Genomic DNA, 16,746 nt, shown 5'->3' on the forward strand with positions numbered 1-16,746 from the left:
GGCTATACTGTTGCTTCCTTTGCCGGGAAGGGGTGAATAAAAACGGCGAACCTCCTTATCCTGCGCTCGCGAAGTGACTTTTTAAGGGTCAACTAATTAGTCAAAAAGGAGAAAGCTATGGCTACAAATGATCCGTTTGCGTTAGACCCGGTTCCTCGCCGCGTGACGCACCTGATTTTCTTGGTGGATACGTCGGGCAGCATGTCGGGCGCGAAGATTTCGTCGCTTAATACGGCGGTGCGCGAAGCACTTGCCGATGTGGGCGAAATTTCGCACAATTGCAGCGATTCACAGATCAAGGTGGCGGCCCTTGAATTCAACAGCAAGGTGAGCTGGATGTATGAGCAGCCCATCGAGGCTGAAAAGTTCCAGTGGCAAGACCTGAATGCGGGCGGTACGACAGTGCTCGGCTCTGCTTTTGCGGAACTGAATGCCAAACTTTCGAAGTCCAAGGGCTTCATGGGTGAACAGGCTGGTTGTCGTGCTCCTGCGATCCTCCTACTTTCGGACGGCGTGCCAACGGATGAATACAAGCGTAACCTTGAAAAGCTCAAGGCGAATCGCTGGTTCTCGGTGGGCGTGAAGGTGGCTATTGCCATTGGAGACGATGCCGACAAGAATGTGCTCCAGGAATTCGCGGGTAATTCGGAATCGGTAATTACGGTACATAATGTGGATCAGCTTAAGAAGATGATCCATACTGTGAGCGTGTCGACTTCGGATGTGGCAAGCCAGGGAGCCTCTGTCGGTAACGAAATGCTGAGCCCGAACGAATTGGCGATAAAGAAGATCTCGGAAACGGTGAAAAACGATGAGTCGCTTTCGGGGGTCGATATGGGCTCAAGCGAGACCAACAAGGGCTCGGATTCTTGGTCCGACGGCTGGAACTAAGGGGTAGCCGATGGTGCAAAATGCCACAACATTTGCGGCCAGTTGTCGTGGCGCAAGCCATGCGCCTAAAGGTGTCCCTTGCCAAGACTATTCGCTGCAATATGCGGATTCCGAAGCCCAGTTGATTGTTGTTTGCGACGGTCATGGTTCTTCGACGTATGTGCGTAGTGATGTTGGGGCCCGCCTTGCGGCAGAAATTGCAAAAGAGGAACTGTTGCGGTTTATGCGCTCTGCTGATGCCAGCGCATTTTTAAAAAATCAGGCGGGGGCGGTGACCGCGCGCACCGATGTGGGAGATTCCTGCTGGTCTGCAAAACAAGCGGATATGAGCGAATCGGCAATCCTTCGTGAAGAGCAGGCGAACCTGTACCAGAGCCAGATTGCAAATATCCAACCGCAGGAAAGAATCATCCGCAAATTGTGCGCAAGCATTTGCGAAAAGTGGAAGGCCGCGATCCAGAAGGATGCCGAAGATAACCCGTTCACGGATGCCGAAAGGGAACGCCTTGGCAAAGCGGATTTGGTAAAGGCGTATGGCACGACCTTGATGGCGTACATTCAGGTGGAGTGGGGATGGCTTGCAATTCATATCGGTGACGGTCGCTTGCTTTGCCTGAATAAAGACGGTGATGCTGAAAAGTGGAAATCGCTTGTTCCGTGGGATTGTGCCTGCTTTTTAAACTATACCACGTCGCTTTGCAACGCAAAACCTGTCGAAGCGTTTAGGTATGCATTTGACGGAACTAAAAAATTCCCGGCGGCTGTATTGGCTTGCAGCGACGGCGTCGAAGATTCCCTAGGCGATTACGATGTGAATTCCGATCGCCTGCACGGATTCTTTTCGAAGATCCTGGCAATGGTTCTTGAAGAAGGCGTTGCGAATGCGAGTGCCCGAATGGAGATTGGCCTTACGGCAATGAGTGAAAATGGAAGCAAGGACGATATGAGCCTTGCAGGAATCATTAACCCTCAAGAGGAACGGTAATGAACGGACGCCCTTTGCATCTTGTAATGCGTGAACTTGTCGATGCCTACGGCAAAGACATTGTTTGCGACTATAAATTGAGGGGGCTTCTTGCTGACGAACTCGGCACGTCTTTTAAGGAATATCGTTCCTTGATTCAGTTGGCAGAGTTGCTGGGCATCGGCAAGGCGATGCACGATATGGCAAACCGCCCGAGTGAATGGACTCTCCAAATAAAAAAGCAAAAGCAGGCCTTTGCTTTGGCGTCTAAGCTTGACCGCGTGCTGAGCGATTATGTGGTGGATTCGTTTGCGTTTGCGCTGCGTTATGTTGCAACGGTCAAGAAGCCGAGCCTGGAAGGCACTCTTGCGGGGCTTACACAGCAGATTGCGGCCTTGGAACGCGAAAATGAATCGAATCTTCAGAAAAGCCGTGAAACGGTTCACTATTCGCAGGTCGCATTAGGCAACGCCCGCCGCGTAAGGCGATTCGGCGTGTCGCTCACGTTGGTGGGGGCAGCCCTTTTGGCGTTGGTGACCTACTTTATCTTGTTTGACAACGGCCGAATCCCCAGGGATCCTAAGCATAAGATGGAAAAGCTGCTTGAGGCAAGCGAAGCGGGCGATGCGAAGTACGTGGCGGAACTGCTCCGAAACGATGCGTACGTGAATAGCCGCGATGCCGAAGGGAATACGCCTTTGCATTACGCGGTAAAAATCGGCTCGGCAGAGCTGATTGACACCTTGCTGCAGCATAAGGCGGACGAAACGGTGGTGGACAAGTTAGGTCGCACTCCGATGGAACTTGCCCTTGAACTTGGCAACGTGTATTATGTGAATATTTTTGTGCGTTCGCATTCGCACGCATGGATGCAGGCGAATTACGAACGCCTGAAAAAGTTGGCTGTCGGTCAACAGGGACTTTCGCTGCTTCAAGAAGCGCGTGACAAAATCGACCAGATTCGCAAGGCCATTAAGGACTGCGATGTAAAGGCCCTTGAAAAGAATCTTGCCTTTAGAAACGGTCTAGATCTTTATTATAAGGAAGATGACGGCAAGACGCTTTTGCACTACGCTGCTCAAAATGCGAATGTGGCGGTGCTCAAGTATTTGGTTTCGAAAGGCTTGAACGTAGATGCCGCAGACAATGCCGGTGAATTGCCTGAAAATTTGGCGAAGAATGCCGCCAACAAAAATTATTTGAACCATTATCGACTCAAGAATCAGTTGATTTTTGAAGCCGTCAAAAAAGGGGACATGGCGCTCCTTGACGAAGTGATTGGCTATGGGGCGAGTGTCAACGCCATCGATAGCGACGGCATTCCCCTGGTGCATTATGCGGCCAAACGCGGCACAGCGATGCTTGAACACCTTCAAAAATTAGGAGCCGATATTTCGGTGCGTAACCGTTACAAAGAATCGCTGCTTTTTGCGGCGGTGCAACAGAACGACCTTGCGCTGGCGAAAAAGTTGCTGGTTTACGGATTTTCGGTGCATGAAAAGAATATTCATGCCCAGACGCCTATGACGATTGCGAATAATAAGACTTCTAAATTCCTGTACGATTACACCTACAGAGACAGCCTCTTTGTTGCGGCGGTAAAGCATAAGAACTTGAACCAGGCTGATTATTATTTGCAGCTGGGCGCCGATGTGAATCACGTGTCGAACGACCGCCATTTTGCGGCGATTCATTTTGCGGTAGAAAACGACGACGCCCGCGCCCTTGATTTTTTGAAAGAAAACGGGGCGAGCATGACGCTGCCTTACGCGAATACGACGCCTGTCGAAATGGCGCTTCTGAAGCGCAAGAAGAATGCGTTCCAGAACCTGCTTGTAAACGATATGGCGGCGGTTTCTAGAATCGGCGCAAGCGGCAAAACGCTGATGCACATGGCCTGCGACATGTCGGGGAGTGCTACGTGGATCAATATGCTGCTTTCGAAAGGGGCAAAAGTAGATGCTTTTGACCGTAACGGGAAAACTCCGCTTGCCTATTCCATTCAGAGAAACGACAAGGAGCGCGTCTCATTTTTGCTCAAGAAAGGCGCTGATGCCCGCCGGATCGATTCCGAGGGGAATAATTCGCTGCACGTGGCAGCCCGTTATGCAGGCGGCCACATTGTAAAGATGCTAGTGGATGCTGGCGCTGACCCTTCTGTCGAAAATAATGCGGGCGACAAGCCGGTAGACATTGCCGAAGACGTGCAGAACGAATCGGCCCAGGACGAATTGGACAACTACAGCTTATTTGGAAAGGCCCGAAAAAAGCTTAAATCAGCGAAAAACGCCGGTTCCAAACTTTGGGGTAAGTTCAAAGGCCTCGCAAGCTAATGCCTTGCGGGCTTTTTTTATTAAAGGATTTTACAATCGCTCTGTTGAATGCGATATATTGAATGAACGTTTAAAAGGAGAATGCTTTATGACAATCGCCGTAGCAATCATCTGCGCCATCCTTGGAATCGCCATCGGATTCCTCGCTTCCCGTGTCGCGGGCGCCAAGCGTGACACCGCCGCACAACAGGCAACCATCGATATGGAAAAGGAGGTGGCCGTGTTGCGTAGCCAGCTGGAAGCTGAAAACCAGAAGAATGCCGAGCTGAAGGAATCCTCGGCAAAGCAGCTTGAAACGGCAAAAGACGATGCTGCCCGGCAGATTGCCGCCATTAAGGCCGATTCCACTAAAGCGCTCATTGCCGAAAAAGAAGATGCGGCAAAGGCTCTTGCCGCTGAGCGTGAGGCAAACGCAAAGCGCCTCGAAGGTATGAAGCAGGATTGGGAACGCAATCACCAGAAGGCTCTGGATGATCAAAGGGAACGCTTTGACGCTCTTTCCAAGAGTCTGGTGGCCGAAGCGAAGAATGCGACCGAAGAAATGCTCAAACAGCGTGAAAAGCAAATTTCGGAATCGGGCCATGTGACCATGGAACAGCTGGTGAATCCGCTCAAGGAAACCATTGCCAAGATGGAAAAGACCATGAGCGACACGACCCTCAAGCAGACTGAATCTGTGACTTCGTTGAAGGCTGCTCTCAAGCAGTCGATTGAATCGAATACTGCTACCAACCAGACGGCGAACGATTTGATTCGTGCCTTTAAGCACGATACCAAGATTCAGGGCGACTGGGGCGAATGTGTTCTTGAAGAACTGTTGGCCTCGCTCGGACTCCAGGAGGGAATTCATTTCGAAACGCAGGCGACCTTGCGCGATGCGAATGGAAATGTCTTGCTTTCAGAAGAAACCGGGTGCAGGATGCGCCCCGATGTGATTGTGCATCTTGACCCGAAAAAGGACGTGATTGTTGATTCCAAGGTGTCGATGACGGCTTTTTACGACTACAACTGTGCCGAAAATCCGGACCAGCGCAAGGATCTGCTGAAAAGGCATATTCAGAGCCTTGAGCAGCATGTAAAGGAACTGTCGGTAAAGAAGTACGAAGATTACGTGAAAGCGCCTAGAGAAACGATTGATTTTGTGATCATGTTCGTGCCGCGTGCAGATGCCCTTTGGACTGCTCTTGCCGAAAAGCCTTCGCTTTGGCGCGAAGCCATGGAAAAGAACGTCTACATTGCCGACGAACAGACGCTCTATGCGGCGCTTCGCATTGTGAAGCTGACTTGGCGTCAGGTGGAACAGGCGCAGAATCAGCAGCGCGTTTTTGAACTTGCGAATGAAATGCTCAAGCGCGTGGGAATGTTTGTGAAGCAGATGAATGTTGTCGGGGCTTCCCTTGATAAGGCGCAGGAAGCCTATAAAAATGGCATGGCAAAATTCGCCGACAAGGGTCAGAGCGTGCTTACGACTTGCCGCCAGTTGGAAAGCCTTGGCGCAAAGCAAGACAAGAGTAACCCGCTCCCGACCGAAGTGGATACGATCGAGATGCAGGAATTGTAAGTTGGGGGAGACGCCATGTTTTTTCAGAAGAAACGCTGGCTTTGCAAAGAGATAGAGAACATGCTGCTCGCACTCCACCCGGTGTACGACATTAGCGTGAGAATGAATGTCAGTGGAACGTCGGTCTCGTTCCCGTTCCGAGACAATGACGGCAACATGATTGTAGATCCCTACGAACGGGGTGTCATCGGTCTGGATGTGGACTACATGCGCGAAGGTTTTTCGGTAGAAACGTTCTATGTAGGCAAGGATGGACTTGATAGTTGGCGCGTTCCCTTTGTTCGTGAACGTCTTGACAAGTATGTGGCGCGGTTTCCAAAGACCAATTGGAATACGAACCTGAAGCAGCTGGGTGCAATGCGCGAAGAACTGCGCTCCGCCATCTGCAATAGCATGAACTTGAATGTGCTTCGCAATAAATACGACAATTCGCCCTCGATTACGTTTGAATTCTCGGAGCTCTCGCCCGAAGAAAAGCGCCGCGTCTGCGATGTCATTTGCAATTTGGACAGCGATGCCGTGCCGGTGCAACTGTATTTTACTCTCGACTGCCTGAACGCCGAGCAGATCTGCACCACTCTCGATCAGCTCGCCCTGTACGATGCAGAAAAAGAAGCGGAACAAGGCGAAGAGTGGGAGGGGGTGTGAATGGAATGATACCCCTTTTTGACGATTTCAAAAATTAATAATTCTAGATCATTGGATGCTGAAATTATGTATAATTGCCTCTAGAGGCAATTATGGGAAAAGACATCCGCACACAAGAATCGCCTGTTCCGCAGGCACTCCGTATTTTTACAGACCGAGAAGAACCTCGCCGTGCATTCTGGGAATGCTATAATAAGTTCAGTGAAGATATAGGGAGCGAAGATCCTTCAAAGCAAAAAAGTAGGGTTCTTGCCTATTATGGTGTTGGCGGTATCGGTAAAACGTCCCTCTTGAATCAATTGATGGTTGAAATGGAGGATGCTGCGGTTGCCCAAAAAATAGGTCGCCCTTTATATGTGGATTTTGATTTGTCCATAAAGCAGGAACCACGTGCGGTTATGGAATCTATCCGTAATGTGTTGGCGGAAAAATATGGCTTTACGTTCTTCCTGTTTGATTTGGGCTGTTTTTTTTATGCGAAAAAAATACACGAGAACATGGATCGACCGGAGATAAAGTCGTTTATAGAACGTAGTGAGGTTCTTAAATTGGCTTTAGACTCTTTTGGAGTTGTTGATACATTAGCCGGAATGCCTATTCCAGTAGGGAACGTCGTGGCATTGGTTGCCAAGCTTGCCGATATGGGCGTTAAGTATTTTAAAAATAAAAAGGCGGCAGACAGCAAAGAGCTTAGAAACATTGATGCTTTATCTCATGCTGAACTTCTGGAGTATTTGCCGCTTCTCTTGGCGCATGATATTTCCGAAAATATGGAAAGAATTTATAAAAAGGGAAAAGGTCGCAAAGAACCTTTGGTCATTTTCTTGGATACGTATGAATGCCTTGTAAACGAGATGGCATCCATCGGTGACCCGATGAATAACGACAAGTGGTTGAGGAATTCTCGTAATGGCTTGATAGCAGAAACTCCTTATGTGCTCTGGGTGATTGGAGGCCGTGAAAAATTAAAATGGAAGGAGATTGCTAATTGGAATGGATCGCTTGAACAGCATCTTTTAGGCGATTTTTCCGAGGTTGATGCTAGGGATTTCTTGCGGTGTTCGGGAATTGATGATTCCGAACTGCAAAAGGGACTTTATAGGCTTACTAGAGGTACGCCTGTTTATCTAGACCTTTGCGTGAGACAGTATCAGGAGGAGCGTCTTTCTCAAATAGAAGATTTCGGTAGGAATGTTACGGAATTGATAGAGAGGTTCGCGAGGTATATGGATGATGCGAGAAAGGACATTGTCTACATGCTATCGTGCTTAGGCGAATGGAGCGAGGAAATGCTTGACGAAGTTGTAGAACAGGCATTGCCTAGCTTCAGTGACTCGGCGTATGAATCAGTAATGGGGCTTTCGTTTATTGTCGAGTCGGTTGAAAAGCATTACATTATGCACCAAACTGTGAGGGATGTGCTTTATAAAAAATGTCCCCAAAGAATAAAACGAAAAACGACTGCCGCTGCAATTGACTATAGCGAAAAGAAGTTAAAAAAACTTGATGCATTCTCTACGGATTACGAATATTATGTCGGCATTCTGCTCAAACAGGCGATAAGGTTCTATACCGACGATGACGACCTTTCTGAATTTTATACGGAACATGTTCGGCCATATTTTGTACGCTTATGTGACTTGAACCGGTTCTGTTCTCTTGAGTCTCTCTTTAATCTTTTTTGGGAAAGGGCTTCCCAAAATAAGGATGTTCAGCTATATGCTTTGGCGCAAAAAGATTATTCTATTTGGCTTCGTGGAATGGGCCGATATAAAGAATCGGAGGATATGGCTAAGTCTGCGTATGAATTGTATGCGAAACTCTTTGGTGTAGATTCAGAAATTGCTTTGGAATCGCAGCGTGAATATGCTGTGGGACTTCGCTTGCAAGGAAAGTATCGGAAAAGTTTGAAAACGCAGAAGGACTTTTACGAAAAGAATATCGGAAAAAACGACTCTAATGTTGCTTTAGCTATACTTGATATATCTAATACTTACGATAAAATGGGACTCTATGCTAAAGCGCTGCAATTGAAAGAACGGTTACTAAAATGGAGCAGAACTCGTTTAGGCGAAAATCATCCTGGTACATTGTGTAGTCTGTGGAGCGTTGCCGCGTCGTTTGAGCTGCTAGGTCGATATCGAGAAGCACTTGCGCTTCGTCAAGAAATATACAATCGTTATAAGGCGACGCAGGGCGATAGCTCTCCGAACACGATAACATCGCTGGGTAACATAGCTGGAAATTATGAAAGAATAGGCCAATATGGCAAGGCCTTGGATATACGGAAGACGGTTTTGGAGCAAAGAAGAAAGGCTCTGGGCGAAGACCATCCCCAAACAATAGAGGATGTTGTGCTTTTGGCAAATGTATATGGCAGAATGGGTCGTTATGCAGATGCGTTGCCGTTGAGAAAAGATGTCCTTGAGAAAAGAAGTAGACTTCTTGGTGAGTCTCATCCTGGGACATTGAAGGCTGTAATAGGTGTGACGGTAGAATTAGAGCAGCTCGGTCATTACCAGGAGGCATTGGTCTATCGTCGGGAAATATATGACCGCTACAAGGCAACGCAAGGCGAAGACTTTCCGGATACGATTGGCGCACTGTCGGCTATTGCTGGCGATTATGAATGCTTGGGCCAATATGCCAAGGCCGTTGAATTGCGGAAGGATGTCTTGGAACGATATCGGAAAGTTCAAGGTGAAAATCATCCTAAGACAATTGATGCTATACGAGATTTGGCTAGTACTTATGGCAATATGGGTTGTTACTCAGATGCGCTTTCGTTAAAGGAACTAGTCCTTGAAAAACGTCGGAAACTCTTTGGCGAAAAACACCCTAGTACCCTGAACTCTATGGGGGGCGTAGCCTATATGTTGGAACGGCTTGGCCGCTACCAGGATGCGCTAGTCTATCGTCAGGAAATATATGATTGCTATAAGGCAACGCAAGGCGAAGATTTTCCGAGAACGATAGGCGCGCTGTCGGCTATTGCGGGTGATTATGAATCCTTGGGCCAATATGACAAGGCTGTGGATATACGGAAGGATGTTTTGGAACAAAGACAGAATGTTCTTGGGGAGAATCACCCTCGGACAATTGATGCTATGCGAGCTTTGTCTAGCACGTATGGCAAAATGAATTGTCATGTTGATGCGTTGCTGTTGAGTGAACGGGTCCTTGAAAAGCGTAAAATTCTTTTTGGCGAGAACCATCCCGAAACGTTGAAAGCTGCAATGGGGGTGGCGCTGGAATTAGAACAGCTTGGCCGCTACCAGGATGCCCTAGTCTATCGTCAGGAAATATATGACCGTTACAAGGCGACGCAGGGTGAAGACTTTCCGGATACGATTGGCGCACTATCGGCTATTGCGGGTGATTATGAATCCTTGGGCCAATACGACAAGGCGATGGATATCCGGAAGGAAGTTTTGGAAAGCAGACGCAATGTTCTGGGCGAAGACAATCCTGAAACAATTAATGCAATGTTGTCTTTGTATTGCTTGTATAATAAGATTGGCCGTCACGTCGAAGCGTTGCCGTTGAGTGAACGGGTCCTTGAAAAGCGCAAAATCCTTTTTGGCGAGAACCATCCAGAAACATTGTTGGCAGCAATGGGAGTGGCGCTGGAATTAGAACAGCTCGGTCGCTACCAGGATGCCCTAGTCTATCGTCAGGAAATATATGACCGTTACAAGGCGACGCAGGGTGAAGACTTTCCGGATACGATTGGCGCACTATCGGCTATTGCGGGTGATTATGAATCCTTGGGCCAATACGACAAGGCGATGGATATCCGGAAGGAAGTTTTGGAAAGCAGACGCAATGTTCTGGGCGAAGACAATCCTGAAACAATTAATGCAATGTTGTCTTTGTATTGCTTGTATAATAAGATTGGCCGTCACGCCGAAGCGTTGCTGTTGAGTGAACGGATCCTTGAAAAGCGCAAAATCCTTTTTGGCGAGAACCATCCCGAAACGTTGAAAGCAGCGATGGGAGTGGCGCTGGAATTAGAACGGCTAGGTCGCTATCGGGATGCCCTAGTCCATCATCAGGAAATATATGACCGTTACAAGGCAACGCAAGGCGAAAACTTCCCTGACACGATAGAAGCCTCAGAGAGAATCGCTGACGATTATGGAAGCTTGGGACAATTCACCAAAGCTGTTGAATTGCGGAAGGATGCGCTGGAACGAAGATGCAATGTTCAGGGAGTGGATCATCCTAATACGATTAGTTCAAGGTGTATTTTGGCATGGTTGTGTACTCTTTGCGCTATGTATGATGATGCAGAAGAACTGTTTAAGGATTGTCTCAAAAGGCAGGAACGCTTGGCAGGAGAAGAAAGCTTAAAGACAATATCTGCGCTAGAAGATTTGGCAAAGTTCTATTTTTTCAAGGATGAATCGGGAAAAGGTGTTCCTTATGCAGAAAAAGTCTTAAATTTAATAAGCCAAAATCCAAATGTCAGCGATCAGAATCGTATAAAATATACTGATACTTTGGTTCTTTTATATGCATCTGTGGATCGTTTAGAAGAAGCCTATAAAATGGCTCTACAATTGTTAAATGATGCGTTAAAAGAATATGCTTCGAATCAGGAATTTGTTGCCGATCGTCATTACACTCTTGCCTATATTTTGAACAAGATGAAACGGTTTGGCGAGGCTTTGGAGTATGCGCAAAAGTCCTATGATGTTTGTATGCTGAGTCTTGGTGAGTTTGACGCACGTACAAAACGTACGAAAGATCTCATGAATGAAATCAAATCTAAGCTTGGCGGTTGATGTCAAGTTCGATAAATAATCTATAATTCTTCTAAAGAGGTCACTATGGGAAAAAAGATTCGCACGCAAGAAGCTTCCATTCCACAAGCGTCCCGTATTTTTACGGATCGCGAAGAACCGCGTAAATCTTTTTGGAAGTGTTATAATCATTTCAAGGAGAATATGAAGGATGGCGATGCAAAAGTCCTTGTCTACTATGGTGTAGGCGGCATCGGGAAGTCGTCCCTGCTAAAGCAACTCATAAAGGAGATGGATGAGGCCGCGGCGGCAAAAACGATAAGCAGCTCACTTCAAGTGTATTTTGATTTCAACTTGAAACAGGAACCACGTGCCGTTCTGGAGGCTCTACGCAACAAACTGGTGGACGACTATAAATTTGAGTTTCCTCTGTTCGATATTGGCAGCTATGTTTACGCAAAGAAGATTGGCGAGAATCGAGATAGGCCAGAGGTGAAATCTTTCATAGAGCGCAGTGTGATTCTCAGGTGTGCTTTCGCGGCTGTTGAGGATATTCCTGTTGTCGGGATCGCATCCTTGATTGCTCGGCTAGCGGATAAAGGCATTGCCGTTTTTCGGAACATGAAAGCGAAAAATCGCGATGAACTTCAAAAAATTGAAGTTATGTCCCATGAAGAGTTGCAGGACTATTTCCCTGTTCTTTTCGCTCGCGACATTGCTGCGAACATGGAAGGGAAAAATGAGCCTCTGGTGATTTTCCTGGATACCTATGAACAGTTGGTGAACGAAATGGCTGCCATTGGAGCTCCGCTGAACAACGACCTTTGGCTGAGGGACGATAACAAGGGCTTGGTGTTGAATGCGCCGAGTGTATTTTGGGTCATTGCTGGTCGTGAAAAACTCAAGTGGCCGCAGGATTGGGGAGATTCGTTGGAACAACATATCCTGGGCAATCTTTCTGAAACGGATGCGAAGAACTTCTTGCTGCATGCGGGAATTGAGGATGTTGAACTTCAGGATGGCATATATAAGCTGACGAAAGGGACGCCTGTGTATCTGGACCTTTGCGTGGATAGGTTCCAGTCCTTGATCGGAAACGGGGAAGCTCCTAGGGTAGAGAATTTTGGTAACGATATCTATGCCTTGATAGAACGATTCGCAAGGTATATGGATGATGCTAGGAAGGATATTGTTTACATATTGTCTTGTTTGGGGGTGTGGAGTGACGAAATGGCTCTTGAAATTGGCCCGAAGGTGCTCCCGAATTACAGTGTGACTACTTATGAGAAAGTGAAGGGCCTTTCTTTTATTATTGAATCAGAAAAGGGGCGCTATAACCTGCACCAGACAGTAGGGGATGTCTTGTATAAGGATTGCCCCGAAAGCATAAAGGAAAAAACGGTTTCTGCGGCGATTGCTTATTGCGAAGAAAAACTCAGTGGCTTAGATGCATTCTCTACGGAATTCGAGTATTATGTTGGCTGGTTGATGAAACATGCCCTCCGATATTATTGCGAGGACGATGATATTCGAGGGTTTTATATAGAACATATTCGGCCACATTTAAATAAGCTGAATGATCTAAAACGTTTTCGTTCTATAGAAGATCTGTTCAATCCTTTTTGGGAAAGGGCTTCGCAAGATAAAGAAAGCCGTTTGTATGCCCTTGTGCAGAAAGACTATTCCATTTGGCTACGAGGGATGGGGCGGTATAAAGAATCTACAGACATGGCGAAATCCGCCTATGAACTGTATGTTAAGTTGATTGGCGCTGATGATGTTATAACTTTGCGGGCACAACGTGAATATGCCATGGGGCTTCATTCGCAAGGAATGTATCAAGAAGCTTTGGAAATACGTAAAGAAGTTCTTGAAAGGCGAATCAAAAAACTTGGTGAGAAAAATCTTGAAACAGTTGAATCGTTTGTGGATATGGCTAATTCCTATGAAAAATTGGGGATGTATGGAAAACAGTTGGAAATGGCTGAAAAAGCTTACCAATTAAGATCCATTTTACTAGATCCTAATGATCCATTTATTTTTAGATCAAGAAATAATTTGGTGACAGGATATAGGAATTTGGGTGAAAATAAAAAAGCGTATGAAATTGGCGAAGTGTTGTTAGCGGATGTAGAAAAAAAGCTAGGGAAGGATGATGAATGTACATTAGATATAATGTCGAACCATATAGATACATTGGTAAAGCTCGGTTTGTATGACAAAGCGGTGGCATTGCGAAAGGAGGTTCTTGATCGAAGAAAGATGCTGTTAGGCGAGGATCACCCTAAAACGATTAGAGCTATAAGATCGTTGTCTAGTGTGTATGATGATATGGGCCGTTATGCCGATGCGCTGCCGCTAAGGGAGTTGGTTCTTGAAAAGCGTCGGAAACTCTTTGGAGATAGTCATCCTGATACATTGAAAGCCATATGGGGCGTTGCCTATGCGCTGGAACAGCTTGGCCGATATCAAGAGGCCTTGGCCCTCCGTCAGAAAATATATGACCTCTACAAGGAAACGCAGGGTGAGGATTTCCCGGACACGATAACTGCCTTGGGGAATATTGCTAAAAACTACGAGAAGCTGGGGGAATATGACAAGGCTGTGGCATTGCGAAAAGAGGTTCTTGAGCGAAGAAAGAAACTTTTAGGCGAGGACCATCCTAAAACGATTAGTGCTATCAAATCGTTGTCTAGCACATATGATAAAATGGGCCGCTATTCCGACATGCTTCCATTAAAGGAGCTTATTCTTGAAAAGCGTCGTAAGCTTCTTGGAGATAATCATCCTGACTCATTGAAAGCCATATGGGGCGTTGCCTATGCGCTGGAACAGCTTGGCCGCTATCAGGAGGCGCTTGTCCGTCGCCAGGAAATATATGACCTCTACAAGGAAACGCAGGGTAAAGATTTTCCGGACACGATAACAGCTTTGGGAAACATTGCTAAAAACTACGAGAATTTGGGGGAATACGACAAGGCTGTGGAATTGCGAAAGGAGGTTCTTGAGCGAAGAAAGGCGCTTTTAGGCGAGGACCATCCTAAAACGATTAGTGCTGTTACATCGTTGTCTAGTGTGTATGATGATATGGGCCGTTATGCCGATGCGCTGCCGCTAAGGGAGTTGGTTCTTGAAAAACGTCGGAAACTCCTTGGAGATAATCATCCTGACACATTGGATGCCATATGGGGCGTTGCCTACGCTCTGGAACAGCTTGGCCGCTATCAGGAGGCGCTTGTCCGTCGCCAGGAAATATATGACCTCTACAAGGAAACGCAAGGAGAAAATTTCCCGGACACTATGACATCCTTGGGAAACATTGCTATTGATTATGAAAAATTGGGTCAGTACGATAAAGCTGTGAATTTACGAAGGGAAGCCCTGGAACGAAGAAAAAAGCTTTTTGGTGATGATCATCCTAAAACGATTGTAGCTAAAAAGAGTCTTGCTGGTTTATATGCTCGTTGTGCAATGTATGATGAAGCGGAAGTGCTGTATAAAGATAATTTGGAGCGCCAAGAGCGCTTAACTGGAAAGGAGAGCTTAAAGACTATATCTGCTCTGAATTCCTTGGCATGGTTCTATTTCCTGAAGAATGAACCGGAAAAGGGTGTTCCTTATGCTGAAAAAGCCTTGGATTTGATAAGCAAAAATCCAAATGTAAGTAATCGGACTCGCATAGATGACGCAGATACCCTGATTCTCTTATATGCGTCGATGGGGCGTCTAAAAGAAGCCTATGAAATGGCTCAACAATTGTTGAATGATGCGTTAAAAGAATATGCTTCGGATCAGAAGTTTATTGCCAATCGCCATTATGCTCTTGCCTATGTCTTGAACAAGATGAACCGGCTTGATGAGGCTTTGGGTTATGCGCAAAAGTCCTATGATGTGCGCATGCGGTACCTTGGTGAATTTGACGAAAAGACAAAACGCACGGAAAAGCTTCTTAACGAAATCAAGTCAAAATAGTTGTAGTAAAACAATATATATGGTCAGCTTTTCTAGGAGGCATTCGTGTTCACGCTCCCTTCAATGAATCAGATTATAGGATGGTTTGGTTGGGGTGACGGGGTGGGAGCCCTAGCTGCCATCAGTGCGATTCTCACAGTGCTGGTGCTGCTTGCGCCGGTGGTGTTTGGACTAATCCTATATGGCTTAGAGCGTGTGCAGATTAAACTCATCGGGATGGTAAATCGGAAGTTTGCTTACTTTTTCGTGAATTATGTGACTTTCTTGGGTACGTTTGTCCACGAAATGTCGCACCTGTGCTTCGGCGTGATTACAGGGGCCAAGGTCAACGAAATTTGCGTGTTCGAGAATGAGGGTGGTCGGTTGGGGCATATCGGTTACTGCACCAGAGGGCCTTGGTTCATGAAGGCGGTGCAACACTCTTTGACGAGCGTAGCGCCCACGGTGGTTGGTTTTACTCTCGGCTACTTTCTGCTCCGGTATATTTTTAGTGGAAGTCACACTTTGCTGGAATATGTTGGGCTCTGGTACTTGGTGATTTCGCTCATCGACCATTCGACCATGAGCGATTCCGATTTGAAACATTACTTTCAGGGCGTGTGGATCTTTATTTTGCCGGTATTCCTACTGTTCTTTGGATTCGGCTATTTGGGTTAAAGGGACGCTGCCCTTTTATAGTTACGCAGCCAACGCCATGCGGCATTCTTCATAAAGGCCGCGGTCGTGCAGGTGCTTGAGAAGCTGCTGGTGGTAATTGCTCGTGGTGGCGCGGGTGCAATCCATATGGCGGGCAGCCTCGGCGTCGGTGGGGGTGAACCCGTCATGGCAGAGATCCACGAGGGTGTCAAAGTAGCGCAGGAGCGTCGGCTTGCCCAAGAGGCTGCGCCGCATGACGAAGACGGCGTCCTTGCGGTGGATGTCGCTTTCGAAGTCTTCGAGCATACGGCTCACCATCGGGTGGTTGCGATCGATGTAGGCGTTATTCTCGGAAGACGCTGCATGGCGTTCGTCGTTTTCGCTCGTCTTCTTCTTGTAGGAACGGCGTTCCTGGGTGTAATCTGTGCGGACTTCGCGTTCGGCCTTCTTGGCGTTTTCGCGCTTGTCGGTCTGGAGCTGCCACTTGACCTTGTTGGCGGCATGGGCCATGAAGGGCACCCCGAGGGTGTTGTCGAATTCCAGGGCGGCATTGCGGAACACCTCGTAGGATTCGCCCATGACAGATGCACGGCGTTCGGCGATGCTGTAGCCATGGTAACCGAAATCGGAATCCATGGTATAGGACTGCTTGGCGGCAATCCCTACGATTTTGTCACCGTACTGCTCCCACATCTGACCGATGGCGTTTGCGCGGGTCTCCTCATTCGGGGCGCTCTGGGCGAGCGCAATGAGGTTGTTGATCTGGGTGGCGGCTGCCGGGGTGTTGTTGTGACGCATGGGCGTACTCCTTCTGAGGTTGTGGTTTGCCCGCCGTGACGGACGAAAGGCTTGAGTGGACAGCAAAAGGCCCTTGATAAGATTTTTATCAAAAGACGGTGCCGTGCCGTAAATGCAAAAAATGTGGAATTATTTGGTCAAGCCGTGGGCAAGACCACTATATACATAGTGCGAGGGAACGCTCATCGGGGAGCGGGA

General features: G+C 47.4%; 9 protein-coding genes. 8 read left to right on the forward strand and 1 reads right to left on the reverse strand.

Features of this window, described 5'->3' with window-relative positions; translation table 11 throughout:
- The first annotated feature begins 117 nt into the window (after positions 1-117).
- From BUA40_RS12065 to BUA40_RS12100, 8 genes are all read left to right on the forward strand, one after another.
- Positions 118-891 (forward strand): vWA domain-containing protein, encoded by a 774-nt coding sequence (locus BUA40_RS12065; protein ID WP_072801109.1) that lies wholly within the window; start codon positions 118-120, stop codon positions 889-891.
- Positions 892-901: 10 nt separating this feature from the next.
- Complete coding sequence (locus tag BUA40_RS12070; RefSeq protein WP_072801110.1) at positions 902-1,876, forward strand: protein phosphatase 2C domain-containing protein; 975 nt, start codon at positions 902-904, stop codon at positions 1,874-1,876.
- Positions 1,876-4,188 carry an ankyrin repeat domain-containing protein gene (locus BUA40_RS12075; protein WP_072801111.1) on the forward strand — a complete coding sequence of 771 codons (2,313 nt, stop codon included), beginning with the start codon at positions 1,876-1,878 and terminating at the stop codon, positions 4,186-4,188. The genes BUA40_RS12070 and BUA40_RS12075 overlap by 1 nt, the downstream gene beginning before the upstream one ends.
- A gap of 88 nt (positions 4,189-4,276) precedes the next feature.
- Positions 4,277-5,749 (forward strand): DNA recombination protein RmuC, encoded by a 1,473-nt coding sequence (rmuC, locus tag BUA40_RS12080; RefSeq protein ID WP_072801112.1) that lies wholly within the window; start codon positions 4,277-4,279, stop codon positions 5,747-5,749.
- Between the two features lie 15 nt (positions 5,750-5,764).
- A complete protein-coding gene (locus tag BUA40_RS12085) occupies positions 5,765-6,397 on the forward strand; it encodes a hypothetical protein (RefSeq protein ID WP_072801113.1) in 633 nt (210 codons plus the stop codon).
- A gap of 92 nt (positions 6,398-6,489) precedes the next feature.
- On the forward strand, positions 6,490-11,184 hold the full coding sequence (locus BUA40_RS12090; protein WP_072801114.1) for a tetratricopeptide repeat protein: 4,695 nt from the start codon (positions 6,490-6,492) through the stop codon (positions 11,182-11,184).
- Between the two features lie 45 nt (positions 11,185-11,229).
- Positions 11,230-15,114: a tetratricopeptide repeat protein gene (locus BUA40_RS12095; protein WP_072801115.1), complete on the forward strand. Its 3,885-nt coding sequence runs from the start codon at positions 11,230-11,232 to the stop codon at positions 15,112-15,114.
- 63 nt (positions 15,115-15,177) lie between these two features.
- Positions 15,178-15,771, forward strand: coding sequence for a M50 family metallopeptidase (locus tag BUA40_RS12100; protein ID WP_072801116.1), 594 nt, complete (start codon positions 15,178-15,180; stop codon positions 15,769-15,771).
- Positions 15,772-15,792: 21 nt separating this feature from the next.
- Here the strand turns inward: BUA40_RS12100 and BUA40_RS12105 are convergent, their stop codons facing one another.
- Positions 15,793-16,548 (reverse strand): hypothetical protein, encoded by a 756-nt coding sequence (locus BUA40_RS12105; protein ID WP_072801117.1) that lies wholly within the window; start codon positions 16,546-16,548, stop codon positions 15,793-15,795.
- Positions 16,549-16,746 lie beyond the last annotated feature (198 nt).

The organism is Fibrobacter sp. UWT2, assembly GCF_900142545.1.
Classification (GTDB): domain Bacteria; phylum Fibrobacterota; class Fibrobacteria; order Fibrobacterales; family Fibrobacteraceae; genus Fibrobacter.